This window comes from uncultured Thiohalocapsa sp. (assembly GCF_913063425.1).
Classification (GTDB): domain Bacteria; phylum Pseudomonadota; class Gammaproteobacteria; order Chromatiales; family Chromatiaceae; genus Thiohalocapsa.
This window is the reverse complement of the sequence record NZ_CAJXYK010000042.1, coordinates 1-17,715: the sequence shown is the minus strand read 5'-3', so window position 1 is coordinate 17,715 and position 17,715 is coordinate 1. Positions and strand designations below refer to the sequence as shown.

General features: G+C 67.3%; 22 protein-coding genes and 1 tRNA gene. 16 read left to right on the top strand and 7 right to left on the bottom strand.

The window, feature by feature from the left end:
• The first annotated feature begins 7 nt into the window (after positions 1 to 7).
• The 7 genes from QZ607_RS19310 to QZ607_RS19280 all read left to right on the top strand — a co-directional run bounded on the left by QZ607_RS19310 (position 8) and on the right by QZ607_RS19280 (position 8,217).
• Positions 8 to 1,279 (top strand): YeaH/YhbH family protein, encoded by a 1,272-nt coding sequence (locus QZ607_RS19310; RefSeq protein WP_295886032.1) that lies wholly within the window; start codon positions 8 to 10, stop codon positions 1,277 to 1,279.
• A 137-nt stretch (positions 1,280 to 1,416) separates the two neighbouring features.
• Positions 1,417 to 2,910: a SpoVR family protein gene (locus tag QZ607_RS19305; protein ID WP_295886031.1), complete on the top strand. Its 1,494-nt coding sequence runs from the start codon at positions 1,417 to 1,419 to the stop codon at positions 2,908 to 2,910.
• A gap of 329 nt (positions 2,911 to 3,239) precedes the next feature.
• Positions 3,240 to 5,429 (top strand): L,D-transpeptidase family protein, encoded by a 2,190-nt coding sequence (locus tag QZ607_RS19300; protein ID WP_295886029.1) that lies wholly within the window; start codon positions 3,240 to 3,242, stop codon positions 5,427 to 5,429.
• Positions 5,430 to 5,663: 234 nt separating this feature from the next.
• Positions 5,664 to 5,894 (top strand): hypothetical protein, encoded by a 231-nt coding sequence (locus QZ607_RS19295; RefSeq protein ID WP_295886026.1) that lies wholly within the window; start codon positions 5,664 to 5,666, stop codon positions 5,892 to 5,894.
• 37 nt (positions 5,895 to 5,931) lie between these two features.
• Positions 5,932 to 6,894, top strand: coding sequence for a bile acid:sodium symporter family protein (locus QZ607_RS19290; RefSeq protein WP_295886024.1), 963 nt, complete (start codon positions 5,932 to 5,934; stop codon positions 6,892 to 6,894).
• A gap of 94 nt (positions 6,895 to 6,988) precedes the next feature.
• Positions 6,989 to 7,183 (top strand): hypothetical protein, encoded by a 195-nt coding sequence (locus QZ607_RS19285; RefSeq protein WP_295886022.1) that lies wholly within the window; start codon positions 6,989 to 6,991, stop codon positions 7,181 to 7,183.
• A gap of 536 nt (positions 7,184 to 7,719) precedes the next feature.
• Positions 7,720 to 8,217, top strand: coding sequence for a hypothetical protein (locus tag QZ607_RS19280; protein ID WP_295886020.1), 498 nt, complete (start codon positions 7,720 to 7,722; stop codon positions 8,215 to 8,217).
• Between the two features lie 49 nt (positions 8,218 to 8,266).
• On the opposite strand, the gene QZ607_RS19275 is transcribed toward QZ607_RS19280, so the two are convergent.
• A tRNA-Leu gene (locus QZ607_RS19275) sits at positions 8,267 to 8,353 on the bottom strand.
• A gap of 115 nt (positions 8,354 to 8,468) precedes the next feature.
• On the opposite strand from QZ607_RS19275, the gene rnr reads away from it, so the two are divergent.
• Together rnr and rlmB are read left to right on the top strand one after the other, a co-directional pair.
• Positions 8,469 to 10,745, top strand: coding sequence for a ribonuclease R (gene rnr / locus QZ607_RS19270; RefSeq protein WP_295886018.1), 2,277 nt, complete (start codon positions 8,469 to 8,471; stop codon positions 10,743 to 10,745).
• A gap of 51 nt (positions 10,746 to 10,796) precedes the next feature.
• Positions 10,797 to 11,588, top strand: a complete 792-nt coding sequence (gene rlmB / locus QZ607_RS19265) for a 23S rRNA (guanosine(2251)-2'-O)-methyltransferase RlmB (protein WP_295886015.1) — start codon at positions 10,797 to 10,799, stop codon at positions 11,586 to 11,588.
• 204 nt (positions 11,589 to 11,792) lie between these two features.
• Here the strand turns inward: rlmB and QZ607_RS19260 are convergent, their stop codons facing one another.
• Positions 11,793 to 12,686, bottom strand: a complete 894-nt coding sequence (locus tag QZ607_RS19260; RefSeq protein ID WP_295886013.1) for an alpha/beta hydrolase — start codon at positions 12,684 to 12,686, stop codon at positions 11,793 to 11,795.
• A 146-nt stretch (positions 12,687 to 12,832) separates the two neighbouring features.
• Here QZ607_RS19260 and QZ607_RS19255 point away from each other — a divergent pair, with 146 nt between their 5' ends.
• The gene (locus QZ607_RS19255; RefSeq protein ID WP_295886011.1) at positions 12,833 to 13,180 is read left to right on the top strand and encodes a hypothetical protein; all 348 of its coding nucleotides are present in this window, start codon (positions 12,833 to 12,835) and stop codon (positions 13,178 to 13,180) included.
• Positions 13,181 to 13,256: 76 nt separating this feature from the next.
• Here the strand turns inward: QZ607_RS19255 and QZ607_RS19250 are convergent, their stop codons facing one another.
• The 3 genes from QZ607_RS19250 to QZ607_RS19240 are packed head-to-tail and all read right to left on the bottom strand — an operon-like array spanning position 13,257 to position 13,893.
• Positions 13,257 to 13,487, bottom strand: a complete 231-nt coding sequence (locus QZ607_RS19250) for a hypothetical protein (protein WP_295886010.1) — start codon at positions 13,485 to 13,487, stop codon at positions 13,257 to 13,259.
• A gap of 30 nt (positions 13,488 to 13,517) precedes the next feature.
• Positions 13,518 to 13,685 (bottom strand): hypothetical protein, encoded by a 168-nt coding sequence (locus QZ607_RS19245; protein ID WP_295886008.1) that lies wholly within the window; start codon positions 13,683 to 13,685, stop codon positions 13,518 to 13,520.
• A complete protein-coding gene (locus tag QZ607_RS19240) occupies positions 13,669 to 13,893 on the bottom strand; it encodes a hypothetical protein (RefSeq protein ID WP_295886007.1) in 225 nt (74 codons plus the stop codon). Before QZ607_RS19240 ends, QZ607_RS19245 begins: the two co-directional genes overlap by 17 nt.
• A 609-nt stretch (positions 13,894 to 14,502) precedes the next feature.
• Between QZ607_RS19240 and QZ607_RS19235 the strand changes: the two genes are divergently transcribed.
• The 5 genes from QZ607_RS19235 to QZ607_RS19215 all read left to right on the top strand — a co-directional run bounded on the left by QZ607_RS19235 (position 14,503) and on the right by QZ607_RS19215 (position 16,777).
• On the top strand, positions 14,503 to 14,751 hold the full coding sequence (locus QZ607_RS19235) for a hypothetical protein (RefSeq protein WP_295886004.1): 249 nt from the start codon (positions 14,503 to 14,505) through the stop codon (positions 14,749 to 14,751).
• 397 nt (positions 14,752 to 15,148) lie between these two features.
• Complete coding sequence (locus QZ607_RS19230) at positions 15,149 to 15,403, top strand: type II toxin-antitoxin system Phd/YefM family antitoxin (RefSeq protein ID WP_295886002.1); 255 nt, start codon at positions 15,149 to 15,151, stop codon at positions 15,401 to 15,403.
• The gene (locus QZ607_RS19225; protein ID WP_295885999.1) at positions 15,393 to 15,647 is read left to right on the top strand and encodes a type II toxin-antitoxin system RelE/ParE family toxin; all 255 of its coding nucleotides are present in this window, start codon (positions 15,393 to 15,395) and stop codon (positions 15,645 to 15,647) included. Before QZ607_RS19230 ends, QZ607_RS19225 begins: the two co-directional genes overlap by 11 nt.
• Before the next feature lie 457 nt (positions 15,648 to 16,104).
• Positions 16,105 to 16,476 (top strand): hypothetical protein, encoded by a 372-nt coding sequence (locus QZ607_RS19220; protein ID WP_295885997.1) that lies wholly within the window; start codon positions 16,105 to 16,107, stop codon positions 16,474 to 16,476.
• Positions 16,477 to 16,609: 133 nt separating this feature from the next.
• Positions 16,610 to 16,777 (top strand): PEP-CTERM sorting domain-containing protein, encoded by a 168-nt coding sequence (locus QZ607_RS19215; RefSeq protein ID WP_295885995.1) that lies wholly within the window; start codon positions 16,610 to 16,612, stop codon positions 16,775 to 16,777.
• 172 nt (positions 16,778 to 16,949) lie between these two features.
• On the opposite strand, the gene QZ607_RS19210 is transcribed toward QZ607_RS19215, so the two are convergent.
• Both QZ607_RS19210 and QZ607_RS19205 read right to left on the bottom strand, forming a co-directional pair.
• Positions 16,950 to 17,177, bottom strand: coding sequence for a hypothetical protein (locus QZ607_RS19210; protein WP_295885993.1), 228 nt, complete (start codon positions 17,175 to 17,177; stop codon positions 16,950 to 16,952).
• Positions 17,164 to 17,436, bottom strand: a complete 273-nt coding sequence (locus QZ607_RS19205; protein ID WP_295885991.1) for a BrnT family toxin — start codon at positions 17,434 to 17,436, stop codon at positions 17,164 to 17,166. The genes QZ607_RS19210 and QZ607_RS19205 overlap by 14 nt, the downstream gene beginning before the upstream one ends.
• A 67-nt stretch (positions 17,437 to 17,503) precedes the next feature.
• Between QZ607_RS19205 and QZ607_RS19200 the strand changes: the two genes are divergently transcribed.
• A partial coding sequence (locus QZ607_RS19200; protein WP_295885989.1) for an alkaline phosphatase family protein occupies positions 17,504 to 17,715 on the top strand: 212 nt, incomplete at its 3' end.

The window sequence follows — 17,715 nt, the reverse complement described above, 5'->3', positions numbered from 1 at the left end:
GAATTTTATGTCCCACTTCATCGACCGACGTCTCAACGCCAAGAACAAGAGCACCGTCAATCGGCAGCGGTTCCTGAAGCGTTACAAGAGTCAGCTCAAGCGGGCCGTCTCCGATGCGGTCAACCGCCGCAGCATCACGGATATCGACGGCGGCGAGCAGGTGGGTATTCCGTCCAAGGATATCTCCGAGCCCATCTTCCACCACGGCCAGGGCGGCACCCGGGACATGGTGCATCCGGGCAACAAGGAGTTCGAGGCGGGGGATCGGGTGCAGCGCCCGGAGGGAGGTTCAGGCTCGGGCTCCGGGCAGGGTCGCGCCGGGAAGGGGGGTAAGGGCGAGGACGACTTCGTCTTCGAGCTCTCCCGCGAGGAGTTTCTGGACCTGCTCTTCGACGACCTTGAGCTGCCCAACCTGGTACGCAACCAGCTCATGGGCACCACCGAGTTCAAGACCGTGCGGGCCGGCTACACCACCGAGGGCGCCCCGAGCAACATCGACGTGGTGCGCTCGCTGAAGGGCGCCATCGCTCGCCGCACTGCCCTTGGTGCGCCGCACCGGGGGCGCATCCGCGAGCTGGAGGCCGAGGTGGAGCAGCTCCTCGCCGACGGCGTGCCGGAGGACGACAGCCGCGTGGTCGCGCTCCGCGAGCAGATGGACCGCCTGAAGACCCGGCTCGCGGCGCTGCCCTTCATCGACACCTTCGACCTGCGCTACCAGTCCTTCACCAAGCAGCCGGAGCCCACCAGCAAAGCCGTGATGCTCTGCATCATGGATGTGTCCGGCTCCATGGACCAGGTGCGCAAGAATCTCGCGAAGCGCTTTTTCATCCTGTTGTATCTGTTCCTGCAGCGGAACTACGACAAGATCGATGTCGTCTTCATCCGCCACCACACCATCGCCCAGGAAGTGGACGAGCAGGAATTCTTCTACTCCCGGGAGACAGGCGGCACGGTCGTCTCCAGCGCCCTCAATCTTGCGCACGAGGTCATCACCGAGCGCTACGATTCCGGCAGCTGGAATATCTACGCTGCGCAGGCTTCCGATGGCGACAACTGGGACTCGGACTCGGCCATCTGTCGAGATCTTCTCATCAACCGCCTGATGCCCCTGATGCGCTACTACGCCTATGTCGAGATCACTCCGCGTCAGCACCAAAGCCTCTGGTACGCCTACCAGGATGTGAAAGCGGCGCACCCGCACTTCGCGATGGAAGAGATTGCGGGCGCAGACGAGATCTATCCCGTGTTCCGGGAGCTGTTCAAGCGGCAGGATGCGTGAATGGAAGTACGAAATTCGAACTACGAAGTACGGCGCCGTAAGCCGCCGCTGCTCCCCGTACTCCGTACTCCGGACTGAACAACGACAAGGGTCTTGAGTCTGCAACTCAGTGACGCCTGGACAAGCGCAGTTTACCCATGCCAGACAAACTCATTTCTGACTCGTCCGAATGGAGCTTCCCGCTGCTGAAGCGCTTCGACAAGGAGATTGCGCGCATCGCTCAAGACGAATTCGGCCTCGACACCTATGCGAACCAGGTGGAGGTGATCTCGTCGGAGCAGATGATCGACGCGTACTCCAGTGTCGGCCTGCCCATCAACTACCATCACTGGTCCTTCGGCAAGCAGTTCGTCTCCACCGAGCAGACGTACCGGCGCGGTCAGATGGGGCTCGCATACGAGATCGTCATCAACTCCGATCCCTGCATCGCCTATCTCATGGAAGAGAATACCCTGCCGATGCAGGCGCTGGTCATCGCCCATGCGAGCTATGGCCACAACAGCTTCTTCAAGGGCAATTATCTTTTCCGCACCTGGACCAACGCGGATGCCATCATCGACTACCTGGTTTTCGCGAGAAGCTACATCGCAGAGTGCGAGGAGCGCTATGGTCAGGAGGAAGTCGAGCTCCTGCTGGACTCCTGCCACGCGCTGATGAATTACGGCGTCGACCGCTACAAGCGCCCGTCACCGCTGTCCATGGCGGAAGAGAAGCGACGCCAGGCGGAGCGTGAGGCTTACCTGCAATCGCAGGTGAACGACCTGTGGCGGACGCTGCCGGTGGACCCGTCGGGCGAAGGCGGAGGCCGCCATGAGCGGCGTTTCCCGGAGGAGCCGCAGGAGAACCTGCTCTACTTCATCGAGAAGAACGCCCCGCTGCTGGAGCCCTGGCAGCGCGAGGTGGTGCGCATCGTCCGCAAGATCGGCCAGTATTTCTATCCCCAGCGACAGACCCAGGTCATGAACGAGGGCTGGGCGACGTTCTGGCACTACACGCTGCTGAATCGGCTCTACGACGACGGCATGGTGACGGACGGCTTCATGATGGAAGTGCTCCAGTCGCACACCAACGTCGTGTTTCAGCCGGACTTCGATTCGCCCTACTACTCCGGCATCAATCCCTATGCGCTCGGCTTCGCGATGATGCGCGACATTCGCCGCATCTGCGAAGCGCCGACGGACGAGGACCGGTACTGGTTCCCGGACATTGCCGGCGGCGACTGGCTCAAGGTGCTCGACTTCGCCATGCGCAACTTCAAGGACGAGAGCTTCATCGCCCAGTTCCTGTCGCCCAAGCTCATGCGGGACTTCCACCTGTTCCAGGTTCGGGACGACGACCGTGAGGACACCCTGGAGATCACGGCCATCCACGAGGAAGCGGGCTACCGCCAACTGCGTCAAGCCCTTGCGGAGCAGTACAACCTCGGCAACCGCGAGCCGAATATCCAGGTCTATGATGTGGATCTGCGCGGGGATCGCTCCATGACTCTGCGGCATTTTCGCCACAACCGCCGCCCGCTCGGCGACACCATGGACGAGATGCTGCTGCACATTCGCCGACTCTGGGGTTTCGACGTGCGTCTCGAGGCCGTGGACGAGGAAGGTCGGGTGCAGCTCCTCAGCGAGGCCTAACCGCCCCGGTTTCGCGGACTACCTCGCGGAGGGCGGTACGTCCGTTCCATTCACGTACTCAGCGGCCGGCTGTTGTCGATACGCGACTTGCTGCGGATCTCACGCGGCTTCTGTATAGTTCTGCTATCTCTTTGTTGCCGTTCGGATTCGGGTATTGTACGCCTGAGCCCGACATTGGGGTCGCGCAGATGCCGCTCGTTCCTGTCTATTCAGTCCGTCCGTTGCCCGCCGGGAACGGCTCCGTGTCGCGTGCTGCCCGGCCATCGGCGGGTGCTCGCGCCTTTGTCGCTGCGGTCGCGCTGATCCTCTCGCTGACAGCCGGTGCCGCCGTGGCGGACCTGCGTGCAACACTGTCGCCTTTCGTCGGCACCGACGAGCCCACGGCAGCGCCGCCCGTGGTTGGACCCGTCAGTGCTTCGGATGCGCAGCCCATTGCGCTCTACTCGCCGCGACTGCTCGCCGAGTTTTATGCCGAGCGGGAGTATCGCCCTGCCTGGGATGCCCAGCGCGCCCGCACCATGCTGGAGCTCGCCCGCCGCGCCCGCGCCGACGGCTTCCTGCCGGCGGATTTCCACGCCGATGCCATCGCGGCACTGCTGGACCGGGGCGGGCTGGATGCGGCCGACGCAGCCGCTCGCACCAGCGCCGAGCTCCTGCTCTCCGATGCCCTGCTGCGCTACGTCCACCATTTCCGCTTCGGCAAGCACAATCCCCGCCATGTGAATCCCGAGGGGACCTTCGTCGAGCCCGCGGACGCCGAGCGGCTGAAGGCCGACATGGCGCAGGCGCTGGCGACGCCGGGCATGGCAGAGGAGCTGGCGGCGATGCTGCCGAGCCCGGATTTCTACCGAAACCTGAAGCAGGGCTACCAGCGCTACCTCGCCATCGCGGACCGCGGCGGCTGGGAGGACATCCCGGGTGGACCAAACCTGCGCGTGGGCGTCAAGGACGCGCGGGTGCCCCTGATTCGCGAGCATCTCGCAGTCATCGACGGCTATGAGCCCGGCTTCGTCGCCGCGCCTGAGATCTACGATGAAGACCTCGCCGAGGCGGTGAAGGGCTTCCAGCGGCGCTCCGGGCTGGCCGCCGACGGCATCGTCGGGCCGAATACCCTGCGCGCGCTGAATGTGCCTCTGGACGAGCGCCTGCTCACCATCCGCGCCAACCTGGAGCGCATGCGCTGGCTCTACAACGACCTGCCGGCGGATTATCTGCTCGTCGACATCGCGGCGTTCGAGCTGTACCTGGTGCGCGAGCATGAGGAGGTCTGGCGCACGCGGGGCATCATCGGCACGGTGGAGGATCAGACCCCCATGTTCCGGGACGAGATGGAGTATTTGGTCTTCAATCCCACCTGGACCGTGCCCAAGTCCATCGAGAAGAAATTCAAAGGCGTACCCGCGGGGTACAAGCGGGTTCGCAGCGGCGGCCAGTATTACCTGGTACAGGAGCCAGGCCCGCGCAACGCCCTGGGGCGCGTCAAGTTCATGTTCCCCAACGGGCATGCCATCTACCTGCACGACACGCCGTCGCGGTATCTGTTCAATCGGTCCAGGCGGGCCTACAGCCACGGCTGCATCCGTGTCCATCGGCCGCTGACCCTGGCGGAGCAGGTGCTCAATGAGCCCGCCTGGAGCGAGGCCGCGATCAACAGCGTCGTCCGTCGCGGCAGGACCCGCTGGGTGCACCTCGATGAGCATCTGCCGGTGCTGCTGTACTACCTCACCGCCAAGGCGGACGCGGAGGGCCGGGTCGGCTTCCGCCGCGACATCTACAACCGCGACCGCCGGCTGCTGGCCATGCTCGATGAGCCCGCCGACCGCGCCGATGGCGCCGAGCGTATCGCCTTCGCCGAGCCCGAGATTCAGCCGGACCCCGAGGCGACGCCCGACGGCGACCCATCCACTGAAGGCGATGGCGAGGCCATAGCCGCCACCGATGCCACGGGCACGCCGCTGGCCGAAGCGGGCGAGCCGGAGGCCGGCCCGCAGCCCCTGGATGCGCCGTCCGCCGAAGCCCTGACGGCTGTCGATTCGCCGCCCGACAGCGGGGCAGGATCCGCTGCCCAGCCGCCTGACCAGCCGCCTGACCAGCCGTCCTCCGAGCCCGACAACGCCCCCGCAACCGCCGCCGAGCCCAAGCGCGCGACGGCCGGCGACGATGACACGCAGGCCAGCCGGCCTGAGTCGCCCGGGGTCATGGAGCCGCGCTCCGGCCCCGTCGACATCGCCAACGACTTGGCAAGCGGCCTCTCTCGGCCCACGGTGCTGCAACTGGATGCCGCGGGTCGCTTCCGCGGCATGGCTCAGGATCAATGGTCGCTGACGGAGGGGGCGCTCTCCAGCACGGCGCCGCGTCTGGAGCCTGTTCGCCTCGATCTGCGCGTGCGACCGCCCGCCATCGGGGTGCCGCCGGCGGCGGCCGACTCCCACCAGGCTCGGCCGCACCCGGTGCGCCCCACGGTGCGCCCGCCGCGTATCGCCGAAGAGCCGCCCGTGCGGATGCTGCCGGCTGAATGATTGGCGGCGCAGGCTGGTGCTGATCGGTCCAGGGGCGGGCCGCGACCGCGCGCCGGTGTGCAGTGGCGCGTTTTCCCAGCCGAGGGCGATCGACCCAGCGCCGATCCTGAGGCGCCATTGGATGCACCCGACGCCTGGCCCAGCGGGCGCGCGGCGCTCCCAGCGGGCTCGCGGGATGAGTCACCGATACGCGCATGCTGTTCCCACCGCCACGCAAAGCGCTCGGAGAACACCATGCTGCCCGCACTCGACCTGCTGCTCCTGACCCTCGGCCTCTGTCTGCTCTACGCCGCCCTCGGTATCCTGAGCCTCGCCCTGGAATACGCCCCCCGGCTCCTGGTGCATCGGCCAAGGCGGGCTCGCCCGCGCACGGCGCACCGGGTCCGCCGGCGCAGTCCGCGGCCACGCCGTCAGCCGGGGGCTGTGCGGCCCGCCGGCGCGCGCCGCCGCCTCGCCGGCGCCTGATCGGACATCGCCAACGCCAGAGGAGCTCGCCCCGAGCATGCCGAGCGCCGTCGGGTCCGCCCGCACTGCATCCGCCGTCACGGCCCTGTTCCCCCTCTGGGCGCTGCTGGGCTCGGTGCTCGCCTATGTCCGCCCTGAATGGCTCGCGCCGCTGAAGCCTGCCATCGTGCCCTTATTGGGCGTGGTGATGCTCGGCATGGGCTTGACCCTGACCTGGCGCGAGTTTGCAGCCGTGTGGCGCCGCCCGCAGCAGGTGGGGCTCGGCATGGCGCTCCAGTTCGGGGTCATGCCCCTCGCAGCCTGGGCCATCGGGACGGTGCTGGGTCTGCCGGCGGCGCTGATCGCCGGGCTGGTGCTGGTGGGGGCGAGCCCGGGCGGCACGGCCTCCAACGTGGTGTGCTACCTGGCTCGCGGCGATGTCGCCTTGTCCATCACGCTGACGGCCGCTTCGACCCTGCTTGCAGTGGTTGCCACGCCGCTCATCACCTGGCTCTACGTCGGGCAGCAGGTTCCCGTGCCGGTGTGGGACATGCTGTTGTCCATCCTGAAGATCGTGCTGCTACCGGTGGCCCTGGGGGTGGCCGTCAACACCTGGCTCGGTGCCCGCATCGCGCCCGTCCAGGGCGTGTTCCCGCTCCTGTCCATGGCAGCCATCTTGCTCATCATCGCCATCATCGTGGCGCTCAACGTCGACAACATCGCCGCCGCCGGCTGGGTGGTCGCGCTGGCCGTGGTGCTGCACAACGGCATCGGCCTGGGCGCGGGCTACGCGCTGGGCTGGCTTGGGACGCGTGATGTCCGCAGCGCCCGCACGCTCGCCATCGAGGTGGGCATGCAGAACTCCGGCCTCGCCGTGGCGTTGGCGGTGCAGTATTTCTCCGCCGCCGCCGCGATTCCCGGTGCACTCTTTTCCATCTGGCACAACCTGTCCGGCTCGGCACTCGCCGCGTTTTGGTCACGACGGGCGCCGCCGCGGCCGGGGTATCCGACCAAGGGCTGATCCCATGGGTTTTGCGGGTTTGTACTGGGCTGGTTTGCCTAGATCATTGAGGACAAGCCGGCGTCGCCGGCACCAACAGCGAGGCAAGCACAAGATGGATTACAGCACCTTCAAAAGCCTGCAGATCCTGCTGTTCTGGGGCTCGGCGATCGCCTTCTGCGTCTGGCAACTGCGCGCCGTGCAGCGCATGCGCCAGCAGCGGGTGGTGGCGAGAGACCGTGTGCGGCCGGTGAGCCGGCCCCGGGCGCGTTACCAGGCCCTCAGCCAACGCGACCGCGACTGCGCATAGGCCGCGTGCCGGCGTGCCCGGCGGTGCGCCGGGCGGGACCAGGAAACGCTGCCAACGGCAGCGTTTTTTTTGCGGTGTGGCGTCCTTGCGGTCGTCACTCCTGAAGCTGCGCCGGTTGCACAGCCCGGTCTGAGCAGCTTCCCCGGACCGGTCAGATTCCGGGCTGCGTGTCAGGAAGCGGGACAGCATCAGGTTGATACAGTCCTATCAGTTTCGGGAAAACTGATAGACAGATGTTGGGCTGAGATGCTGCTGTCAATGTCTGAAGGATTGATAGTCGAGCATGCGCAAGCCCCAAGCGCCGCCTGCCTTTCGTGCGCTGTTGGTCTCGCACAGCGGCGCCATATCGGACATGCTGGCCCATCGCCCTGCCCCCGCTGTGCATGGCAAGTACCTGCACTGCAAGTACCTGCACTGGGACGAATTGCGCCAGCGGACGCCGCCAGTGGGGCTGAGTCACGAGCGGCGGTGGTTTGGGATCAAGCTCACACGCGAGGCGTCCCGCACCTGTCTGCCCCACCGACAAGAGCGAGCGCATGATCTTCAACAACCATGTCGGCATGGAGCTCATCCGCGCCCGCAAGGATGATCCGCTGACACCGACGCTGGTGCTGGACATCCATCGCCGCATGACCGAAGGCACCTTGCCGGAGACGTCGAGCGGGCAGGTGCAGTCACCACGAGATGTATGCGTGCACGTCGGCTCGAGCTCGATGGGAGAAGTGCTGCACGAGCCGCCCCCGGCGGAGATGCTGCCGGAACGCATGCAGGCGCTGTGCGACTTCGTCGGCAATGCGATGCACTTTTCCCGTCGCCGCGATTGTTGCAGCGTGACGGCTGAGGGGCTGCCTTTGGAGGCCCCGGTTTGCGGCGCCGGGGTCAGGGGTGCTGGGTTCCGAGGTGCTGGGCTCCGAGGTGCTGGGCTCCGAGGTGCTGGGCTCCGAGGGGATGGGCTGCGAGGGGATGGGCTTAGGGCTGTTGGGGTTGGCCGGATCGACCGGATGAGCGGCTCACTGCTCCAGGGCGCTGGGTGACAGCGGGCGCTGGATTACAACCGTTGCGGGAGCAGTGCTGCTCAAAAGGTGGTGCCGAGGAGAGGACTTGAACCTCCACCTGGTTTCCCAGACATGGACCTGAACCATGCGCGTCTACCAATTCCGCCACCTCGGCAGGGGTGGTCGCAGCGCCCGCGAGGCAGGATCTGCGAAGCCCCGGAATGATAGTGAGACAGCCGCCCCCTGTCAACGCTACACTAGGTTGCTTTAAGGACAGCGGCGGAGATCCCGTGGCACGACGCAAATCGGCCCAGTCGGCGAAGGCGCAAGACCCGCATCGCCAGCGCGAGGCCAAAAAATACGACAACCCTATCCCGAGTCGCGAGTTCATCCTCGAGACCCTCACCGAGCATGCGGCGCCCATGGGCTTCCAGGAGGTGGCCGACGCCCTGGGCCTGCGTGAGGAGCAGGACCTGACGGCCCTGGACCGACGCCTGGGCGCCATGGTCCGCGACGGCCAGCTGGTGCGCAACCGCCGGGACGCCTACTGCCTGGTCAACAAGCGCGACCTCATCGCCGGTCGCATCATCGCGCACCCGGACGGCTTCGGCTTCGTCAAGCCTGACGAAGGCGGGGACGATCTATACCTCTATCCCAAGGAGATGCGCACGGTCTTTCACGGTGACCGGGTGGTGGCCCGGGTGACGGGGCGCGACCGTCGCGGGCGCCTGGAGGGCTCCGTGGTGGAGATTCTGGAGCGCGGCACCCGCAGCGTCGTCGGCCGGCTCTACTCCGAGAGCGGCGTCGGCCTGGTGGTGCCGGACAACAAGCGCATGACCCACGACGTCATCATCCCGAGCGACCGGCTCATGGACGCGGCGCAGGGTCAGATCGTCGTCGCCGAGATCACCGACCAGCCCACCAAGCGCACCCCGCCCATCGGGCGCATCGTGGAGGTGGTGGGCGATCACATGGGCCCGGGCATGGAGACGGACATCGCCATCCGCGCCCATGACCTGCCGGTGGAGTGGCCCGAGGAGGTCACCGCGGAGACCGCGAGCCTTGGCGAAGAGGTGCCGGAGGCCGCCAAGGAAGGTCGGACGGATCTGCGCGACCTGCCGCTGGTCACCATCGACGGCGCCGACGCCCGCGACTTCGACGACGCCGTATACTGCGAGCGCAAGCCCAAGGGCTGGAAGCTCCTGGTCTGCATCGCCGATGTGTCGGCCTATGTCACGCCCGGCAGCGCGTTGGATCGCGAGGCCGGCCGCCGCGGCAACTCGGTGTATTTTCCGGACCGGGTCGTGCCGATGCTGCCGGAGGAGCTCTCCAACGGGCTCTGCTCCATCAACCCCGCGGTCGACCGGCTCTGCATGGCCTGCGAGCTGTACGTCAACCGCGAGGGCCGCGTGACGCGCTCGCGCTTCTTCGAGGCCGTGATGCGCTCCCATGCCAGGCTCACCTACGATCAGGTCGCGTCCATGCTGGACGATGCCGACCTGGCGCTCGCCGAGCAGCATGCGGCGCTGCTGCCGCACCTGCACGAGCTGCATGCGCTGTTCGAAGTGCTGCATGCCGCCCGCGCCCAGCGCGGCGCCATCGACTTCGACACCACCGAGACCAAGTTCATCTTCAACGAGTCCCGGCGCATCGCGCGCATCGAGCCCGTGCGGCGCAACGATGCCCACCGTCTCATCGAGGAGTGCATGCTCGCCGCCAATGTGGCCGCGGCCCGGCTCTTCGAGCGCAAGAAGATGCCGGCGCTCTACCGCATCCACGAGACGCCCAAGGAGGAGAAGCTCTCGGACCTGCGGGAGTTCCTGGGTGAGCTGGGCCTCAACCTGCCCGGCGGCAACAAGCCCACGGCGCAGGACTATGCGACCCTGCTGGACTCGGTGAAGGGGCGTGCGGATGCGCACCTCATCCAAACGGTGCTGCTCAGGTCCATGCAGCAGGCCATGTACAGCTCCGACAATGCCGGGCACTTCGGGCTCGCGTACGATGCCTACACGCATTTCACGTCGCCCATCCGCCGCTATCCGGACCTCATCGTCCACCGCATCATCAAGCACATCCTCGCCGGCGGCACCGCGGCGGACCTGGACTACTCCAAGCCCGAGCTGCAGCAGATCGCCGACGTCTGCTCCGGCACCGAGCGCCGCGCCGACGACGCCACCCGCGATGCCGAGAGCTGGCTCAAGTGCGAGTACATGCGCGACAAGCTCGGCGAGGAATTCGACGGCACCATCACCAGCGTGCAGGGCTTCGGACTCTTCGTGGAGCTGGATGAGGTCTACATCGACGGCCTGGTGCACATCACCGCGCTGGACAACGACTACTACCACTTTGACCCCGTAGGCCACCGGCTGACGGGCGAGCGCACCGGCCAGGTGTATCGCCTGGGTGATCGGCTGCGGGTGCAGGTGGCGGCGGTGAATCTGGACGAGCGCAAGATCGACTTCGTGCTCGCGCAGCCCGCGCAGCAGTCCACGAAGCCGGCCGGCAAGGGCAGCGGGCGCAAGCGCTCGCGCCCGCCGCGGCGCAAGCGCAAGGCGGCGGCGTCCTGACGGGCGCGGCCTGGTCTGCCGCCGTGACGGCCTGACGCGGAAGCCTGCGGCATGAGTCCGACGCAGCCCGGCGGCAGCAGCCCAACCCTCGGCATCAACAGCGCCCGCAGCGCGCTCAAGCTCGGTGCCGGCCAGGTCACCGAGCTGTGGCTCGACCGCCGCCGCCGGGACCAGCGCCTGGCGGAGCTCGCCGGCCTCGCGCGCCGCGCCGGTATACCCGTGCGCCAGCTCGACCGCGCTGCGCTGGACGATGCCGCCGCCGGCGCCAACCACCAGGGCGTCATCGTCTGGGTGACGGGGTCCGCCGCGCGCCCCGCGCAGGACCTGGACAGTCTGCTGGCGGGCCTGGACCATCCGCCGCTGCTGCTGATCCTGGACGGCGTCACCGACCCCCACAACCTCGGCGCCTGCCTGCGCAGCGCCGACGCCGCCGGCGCCGATGCCGTCATCGCACCCAAGGACAAGGCGGTCGGCCTCACGCCGGTGGCCGTGAAGGTGGCCAGCGGCGCCGCCGAGTCCATGCCCTTCATCCAGGTCACCAACCTCGCCCGGGCGCTGGACAAGCTCAAGGCCGCCGGCGTCTGGCTCGTCGGCACCGCCGAGGACGCCCCCGCCGACCTCTACGATACCGACCTCTCGGGTCCGCTCGGGCTCGTCCTCGGCGGCGAGGGCAGCGGGCTGCGTCGCCTCACCCGCGAGCATTGCGATCTGCTGGTGAGCATCCCCATGCGCGGGCAGGTCGAGAGCCTCAACGTGTCGGTCGCCGCCGGCGTCTGCCTCTACGAGGCCCTGCGTCAGCGTCCCCACCTCAACATGGGGACCAATGGGGGGACGGCATACTGAACTGCGCGCCGCGCCCTGGTTTCATGAATATGGGTTAATATGGGGACGGTATACCGATCTCCCGTTGGCCGGCTCTGACCGCCGGCTTCGGCGCCGACAAGCGATTCGATGGGGGACGGCAAAGGGCGTGCCAAGGCTCGGAGATTCGGCATGGGTTCCGTCGCGCTCGGCGAGCGGCAACCTGGCACGCCGGTTTGAGCCCTGTCAGGGCTGCCGCAGGTGAGCCCCACCCGCTTGGGTATCGGGGCCGGGCCCGGCATCCGGCGCTGCGCCGGCGGCCCAGCCATCGGCATCGCCTGCGAACAGTGCAACTGCGGCGGCCGTGGCGCCCGCGATGACCTGGGCCCGGTGCGTGCGCTCCGCCCCATCCGGGTCTGCGCACACCAGCTCGCAGAGCCCATCCGTGGGCGCCTCGAAGTCGCAGTGGCCGGCGCCGGCGATGCGCTGCACCCGCGCCCGGTCCGTGGCCCGGAGCACCGCACGGCCATTGTCCAGGGCGTTGCAGTTGGTGGGCTCGCCGGCCAGCGCCAGCAGGGGCTTATCGAGCTGCCGTGCGGCGCCGACGCCGAGGCCGCCGGTCTCCACCAGATCCAGTGTGACGATGCCCACCGTTCGCGGGTCGGCGCGGCCCGCCAGCAGCGCCGCGAGGCCGCCCGCCGAGAAGCCGGCGTAGACCACCCGCTCGGCACCCAGGTGGCGTGCCAGGGCGACCATGTCCCGGCCATTCTGCACGTGGCGGCCGGCCCAGGGCTTCTGGTTGCAGAAGTCGAGCGTGGCCACCTGCATGCCGTCGGCGGCCATGGCGCCTGCCAGGCCCTGCATGCGCGCCTGACTGCGCAGGAAGCCGTGGGCCAGGATCACCCAGTCGCCGCCGCGCGCCGGCGCGCCGCTGCCGGCGGCGGCCGGCAGCTGCGTCGCGGGTCCGTAGAGGCGATAGTCCAGCGTGCAGCCGGTGGCCGAGGCGATCTGCCCGGAGCGCAGGGCCACCCCCGCCGGCAGGTCCGTCTGCTGCGCGGCATCCGGGCGCAGCAGCAGGCCGCCGCAGCCGGCGAGCAGCAGCAGGGGTAGGGCGGCAACACGGCACAGTGACCATCGCATGGTCCGCAGGTGCATGCCGTCGGGCGTCGGTGCAAGCCCGCCGCGCGAACCGGTCGCGCCGGAATGGACCTGGAGCTCAACCGCCGAGAGGCGCTGATCAAGCCCACCGTTGCGAGCGTTCATGCCGAGCCGCATGAGCCATCCCGATGGGGGCCGACGCGGGCGTCATGTACAAGGAGAGCGTACACGCCTTCTCGGTCAGTGATGCCGGTGTCGCGCCGGGCAGCGAGTTTGGGGGTGGCGCCTTTGGCAGCAAGGACTTCGGTTCCCGCTTCCTGTCCGGCATCGACACGCTCTACGGCTGGGCGGAGCTGACCCTCGCGACCACCGGCGGTGGGACTGTCACCGTCAACCGCTGGGCCTGCAACGACACACCGGGCGACAGCATCAAGGTGGGTCAGACCCAGGACGCGCCCGCCCCATCGACCCTCGCCCTGCTCGCCGCCGGCGCCTTCAGGCTGCGCCGCTGGCGGGCGCGGCGCGCGGCGGCCTGAAGGCAGCGCGCTCACGCAGGGACGCGCACGGTCGATGTTCCAGACGATGCCCAATCGGGGATGCGTTGCCAAGCGCTCAGCCGCCATGGATCACCAGTGGCACCCCGGTGAGTCCAAGATGGAAGTCGGTGGACCAGCAGCGCGGGCTCTTGCGCACCGCCATCAGGTGCAGGCCCAAGGCGTCGGCCAGGGTGAGATCCTGATCGGCGAAGCGGCGCAGCATCCGGCCTGCGCCGGCCTGCTCGGCCCGCGTCAGGTCCAGCACGCACAGCGGTGTCAATGCCTCGATGAAGGCCAGGAACTGCAAGGCCCGACCGCGATCATGGCGTCGCAGAAATCAGCCATGACCCTTGGCCACAACCAGCGGGCTGGTGATCAGCGCCGGCGGGTCGGCAAACAGGCGCCGGAACAGGGGATGAAAGCTGTCGGAGCGGTCGAGAAAGCCGATCAGAGCCGAAGTGTCGACGTAGACCGGCGCCGCATCGCCGTCAGTCCTTGTGGCCATACACCTGCTCGTCGATGTGACGGCCCGCGTCCGCGTCGCCGCTCTCGACGAGATCCGCATAGCGCATCCAGGGCTTGTCCGCGTCGGTTGGCAAGAGTGTGCGCAGCGGGCGCCGCAACAACTCCGCCAGCGAGATGCCGAGCCGCTCCGCTTCGGCCCCGGCCGCGGCGTAGTCTTCTTCCGAGAGGCTGATCTGGGTGCGGATCATGATGATAACGCCTTGCGAGTGCTTGTTATCAGAGCATAGGACCTAAGCGGGGCGCTTGACAAGCCGACGTCCTCGCGCGCCTCGCCGAACATCTTCGTCTCTTCTCAATCCGCGCCGGGTGCGGTCTCCAAATGATGTGCAATTTCGCGTGCACAGCCGCGGTCAAGGATATCTCGCGCAGAGACGCAAAGGCGCAGAGAAGAGAAGAAATGCCTCGGAGCAGTCGGAACGCTCGTTCTTCCCATTGCGCCTTCGCGTCTCTGCGCGAGATTCTTCTTTTTTGCGACAGAACAGGGAGGACATCATCGGGAGGCCGCACCCATCCGAACCTCTGTCCAGAAGCGTCCACAACGAAGAATGGGGCGTTGAACGGTCGACAGGCGGGCCTTGATCATCCTTCCGGCCACTGCGCTGGGCTTGCGCTCGGGGAGTCGCGGCTGGAAGCTGCTCCCACAGCGGACGGGGCCTGTGGGAGCGGCTTCCAGCCGCGACAGGGCAGCGACGCCAGCGGACCACGCCCAGGTCGAGCCACCCTGCCCAGGGCATCGGCATGGCATCGCCGGTGGGGGGTGCTGTCGGACGGGCTGTCAGCTTTTTTTACACTTGCTCGTGCAAAGCCCCTTCCGCTTCTTTTCCGGCACCGACACGCTCTACGGCTGGGCGGAGCTGATCCTGTCCACCACCGGCGGCGGCACCGTCACCGTCAACCGGTGGGCCTACAACGACGAGGCCGACGGCAGCGTCAAGGTCGGTCAGACCTCAGACCCGACGCCGGCCCCGGCGCTATCGACCCTCGCCCTGCTCGCCGCCGGCGCCTTCGGTGTGCGCCGCTGGCGGGCGCGGCGCGCGGCGGCCTGAAGATAGAGCGCTCACGCCGGGACGCGGAAGAAGATCTCTCGCGCAGAGACGCAGAGACGCAGAGACGCAGAGGCGCAAAGGCGCAAAGGCGAACAAGGAGCAGAGACGGGTAAGGGTCGAGCTTGCTCCGCAGCCAGACAGTTGTCTTTGTCCATGTCCACCGCTTCCCCGGTACGCTCTCATCCTCTCTGCGCCCTGGCGTCTCTGCGTGGGTCCATCGGTTCTCCGCGGCGACTCGCCTGCGTTCGAGACCGCGCGGTCTGCTGTCCTGAGAACGACCAAGGCATCCACGGGAAGAGGCCTGGCATCCGGCCGTTCCGCGCCTTGAGGACGACGCCTTGAACAGCGCCATTTTCGATACCCAATTTTTCGCTCTTTCCGGCGCGAGGTCACCCGCATGGCACATCGTATCCTGGCCGAGACCACGGCCAGCATCTCGGAGCTGAAGCGCAATCCGATGGGGACGGTGGCGGCCGGCGAGGGTCTGCCCGTCGCAGTGCTCAATCACAACCAGCCGGCCTTCTACTGTGTGCCGGCGAAGGCGTACGAAGCGCTGATGGATCGCCTGGACGACCTGGAGCTCAACCTGATCGCCGACGCGCGGCTGCGGGACGGACAGGCGCCCATCAAGGTCTCGCTGGATGAGCTATGACCTGGAGTTTCACCCGGATGCACTGGAGGAGTGGGGTGCGCTGGACAATTCCGTCCGTGCGCAGCTGACGAAGAAGCTCGCGGAGCGACTGCGGGACCCGCATGTCGCCGCGTCAAGGCTGAGCGGCCATCCGCAGCGCTACAAGATCAAGTTGCGCTCCGCCGGATTTCGACTCGTCTACGAGGTGCAGGACAGCCGGCTGGTGGTGCTGGTGGTCGCCGTGGGTAAGCGCGACCGCAATTAGGTCTACAAGAACGCCGATCGGCGTTGACCAACCCATTCGCCCGGCCAGGCGCTCATGCCGCCGCATCATCCGCAACCGCTGAAGCCCGGGCGCGGCGGTGCGTCGCGCTGGCGCGGTGCAACTGTCAGCTTTTTTTACAGATCAAGATCCCCTGGGCGTTCCCCCGATGATGCCACGCGGGCATACCCCCCCCGTGTGTCAGGCTACGTGCCACACAGATCAATGAAATAGTCGACGAAAGCGCTTGTTTATCAAGCGTTGGTGTGCGTTTTGCGCGAACCCGCGGGGCGCGGCAAAAAACGACTGGAGGCGTAAAGACGCCGATTGGCCGTCGTCGCTGGGGGTGCGGGCTGGCGTCGTTGCCGTTCGGGCACTCACGCCAACCTGCTCCTCCGGCGGCGCCCGGCCAAGCCGCGCGCAGGCCTTGAATCCCGACCCTTTACCGGAGCGTTACACCATGCACACCAAGCTCAAGCAACACCTCGCCATCGCCACCGGCGCCGTCTCGGCCGCCGCCGTCCCGCTAGGGGCGGACGCCGCCATCGTCTACAAGGACAACAGCAACGCCTTCACGGTGAGCTTTGGCGGCACCACCGAAGCGGAGTGGGACATCGACGGTAACGGAGGCAGTGACTTCCGGGTGAAGACATTTATTATTATTACCAGCTCCACAGGCTACATATCTTTTTCCAGCGACGGGCGAAACGGGCGCGGCCTCGTCGCAGCCGGTGGCAACGAGTTCAACCGCCTGGCGTCGGGGCTCACCGTCGCGCCGACCCTGAGTGCACCTTACGTTTGGGCCGGTTTGCGGAGACCGACGCTTCGTTGAAATCACCAGCGACGGGAATGTTGCAAGCGAATTCGGAAACGGCGTCATCGGCAGCAACTTCATCGGCTTCCGCTTCCTGTCCGGGGCCGACTTGTTCTACGGCTGGGCGGAGCTCCAAGTCGCGTCCCAAAGCGTGACCGTCAGCCGTTGGGCCTACAACGACGCGGCCGACGGCAGCATCGAGGTCGGCCAGACCTCTGACCCGACGCCGGTGCCGGTACCGACCCCATCGACCCTCGCCCTGCTCGCCGCCGGCGCCTTCGGTGTGCGCCGCTGGCGGGCGCAGCGCGCCGCGGCCTGAAGCCCGAACAGCCCGCGCGGGGACGGGCGCAAGGAGTCGTCCCCGCGGCTGCAGGGCGAACATGAGCGACCGGCACTCGACCCGGCAGCGAGCATCGCCTGTTGCGGGGTCGATTCCGTGCCGGATGCGTTTCAGCGACAAGCTCTCGCCTGCGCTCATGCGCCCGGGAGGCTCAGGACCGGGCCTCGGGCGCCGCACGCTCCGCGATCCGCAGCAGCGCCCGCAGGGCGTCGTTGACTGCCTGGCTGTTCGGAAACGCCCGGGCGACGTCCGGGTCGAGGCGGACGATGTTCGAGCCTTCGGCCATGGCCGCGGCGTACTTGCCGCGCTCGAGTCCATGCGGGAAGTCTTCGCGCCGGTACTCGGGGCGCAGCGCGTCGTTGTCTTCAACCTTGTTCATACAGTCTCCGCTCGGATCTGGTCGCTGGTCTCGCGCTGATGATGCAAACCGCACCATCCCGATCGCAGTGGGCTACAGTGAGCAGCCGCCCGGTCACCGCCAGGCCAAAGGTGACCCAGCGCCGTTCGCCGACGGAATGGTCCGGATCGGCACCGGTGGCGGCGAACGGGTCGAGGAAGACAGTGCAGGCCTCCTCGAAGCCGACGCCATGCTTGCGCAGGTTGCCTATCGCCTTCGCTTCGTCCCATTCGCAGTCCATGCGGCAAGTCTAGCCCCGCGTCTGGTTGCCGTGGTGCTGCTTATTTCCTCCGATCGAGTGTGAATCCATGACCAAGACCCTGCTCATCGGCTGGGACGCCGCCGACTGGAAGGTGATCTCCCCGCTCATCGACGCCGGCGAGATGCCGAATCTGAAGCACCTGGTCGAGAACGGCGTCATGGGCAACCTGGCGACGCTCTATCCGGTGCTCTCGCCGATGCTCTGGACCAGCATCGCCACCGGCAAGCGCGCCCACAAGCACGGCATCCACGGCTTCTC

Excerpts from the sequence above, each read along its gene's own strand:
- QZ607_RS19230 (WP_295886002.1), top strand. The coding sequence starts at position 15,149 with ATGGCACATCGTATCCTGGCCGAGACCACGGCCAGCATCTCGGAGCTG.
- QZ607_RS19255 (WP_295886011.1), top strand. The coding sequence starts at position 12,833 with ATGGGGGCCGACGCGGGCGTCATGTACAAGGAGAGCGTACACGCCTTC.
- QZ607_RS19210 (WP_295885993.1), bottom strand. The coding sequence starts at position 17,177 with ATGAACAAGGTTGAAGACAACGACGCGCTGCGCCCCGAGTACCGGCGC.
- QZ607_RS19295 (WP_295886026.1), top strand. The coding sequence starts at position 5,664 with ATGCTGCCCGCACTCGACCTGCTGCTCCTGACCCTCGGCCTCTGTCTG.
- QZ607_RS19280 (WP_295886020.1), top strand. The coding sequence starts at position 7,720 with ATGATCTTCAACAACCATGTCGGCATGGAGCTCATCCGCGCCCGCAAG.
- QZ607_RS19285 (WP_295886022.1), top strand. The coding sequence starts at position 6,989 with ATGGATTACAGCACCTTCAAAAGCCTGCAGATCCTGCTGTTCTGGGGC.
- QZ607_RS19220 (WP_295885997.1), top strand. The coding sequence starts at position 16,105 with ATGCACACCAAGCTCAAGCAACACCTCGCCATCGCCACCGGCGCCGTC.
- QZ607_RS19205 (WP_295885991.1), bottom strand. The coding sequence starts at position 17,436 with ATGGACTGCGAATGGGACGAAGCGAAGGCGATAGGCAACCTGCGCAAG.
- QZ607_RS19305 (WP_295886031.1), top strand. The coding sequence starts at position 1,417 with ATGCCAGACAAACTCATTTCTGACTCGTCCGAATGGAGCTTCCCGCTG.
- QZ607_RS19260 (WP_295886013.1), bottom strand. The coding sequence starts at position 12,686 with ATGCGATGGTCACTGTGCCGTGTTGCCGCCCTACCCCTGCTGCTGCTC.
- QZ607_RS19225 (WP_295885999.1), top strand. The coding sequence starts at position 15,393 with ATGAGCTATGACCTGGAGTTTCACCCGGATGCACTGGAGGAGTGGGGT.
- QZ607_RS19290 (WP_295886024.1), top strand. The coding sequence starts at position 5,932 with ATGCCGAGCGCCGTCGGGTCCGCCCGCACTGCATCCGCCGTCACGGCC.
- QZ607_RS19240 (WP_295886007.1), bottom strand. The coding sequence starts at position 13,893 with ATGATCCGCACCCAGATCAGCCTCTCGGAAGAAGACTACGCCGCGGCC.
- rlmB (WP_295886015.1), top strand. The coding sequence starts at position 10,797 with ATGAGTCCGACGCAGCCCGGCGGCAGCAGCCCAACCCTCGGCATCAAC.
- QZ607_RS19245 (WP_295886008.1), bottom strand. The coding sequence starts at position 13,685 with ATGGCCACAAGGACTGACGGCGATGCGGCGCCGGTCTACGTCGACACT.
- QZ607_RS19310 (WP_295886032.1), top strand. The coding sequence starts at position 8 with ATGTCCCACTTCATCGACCGACGTCTCAACGCCAAGAACAAGAGCACC.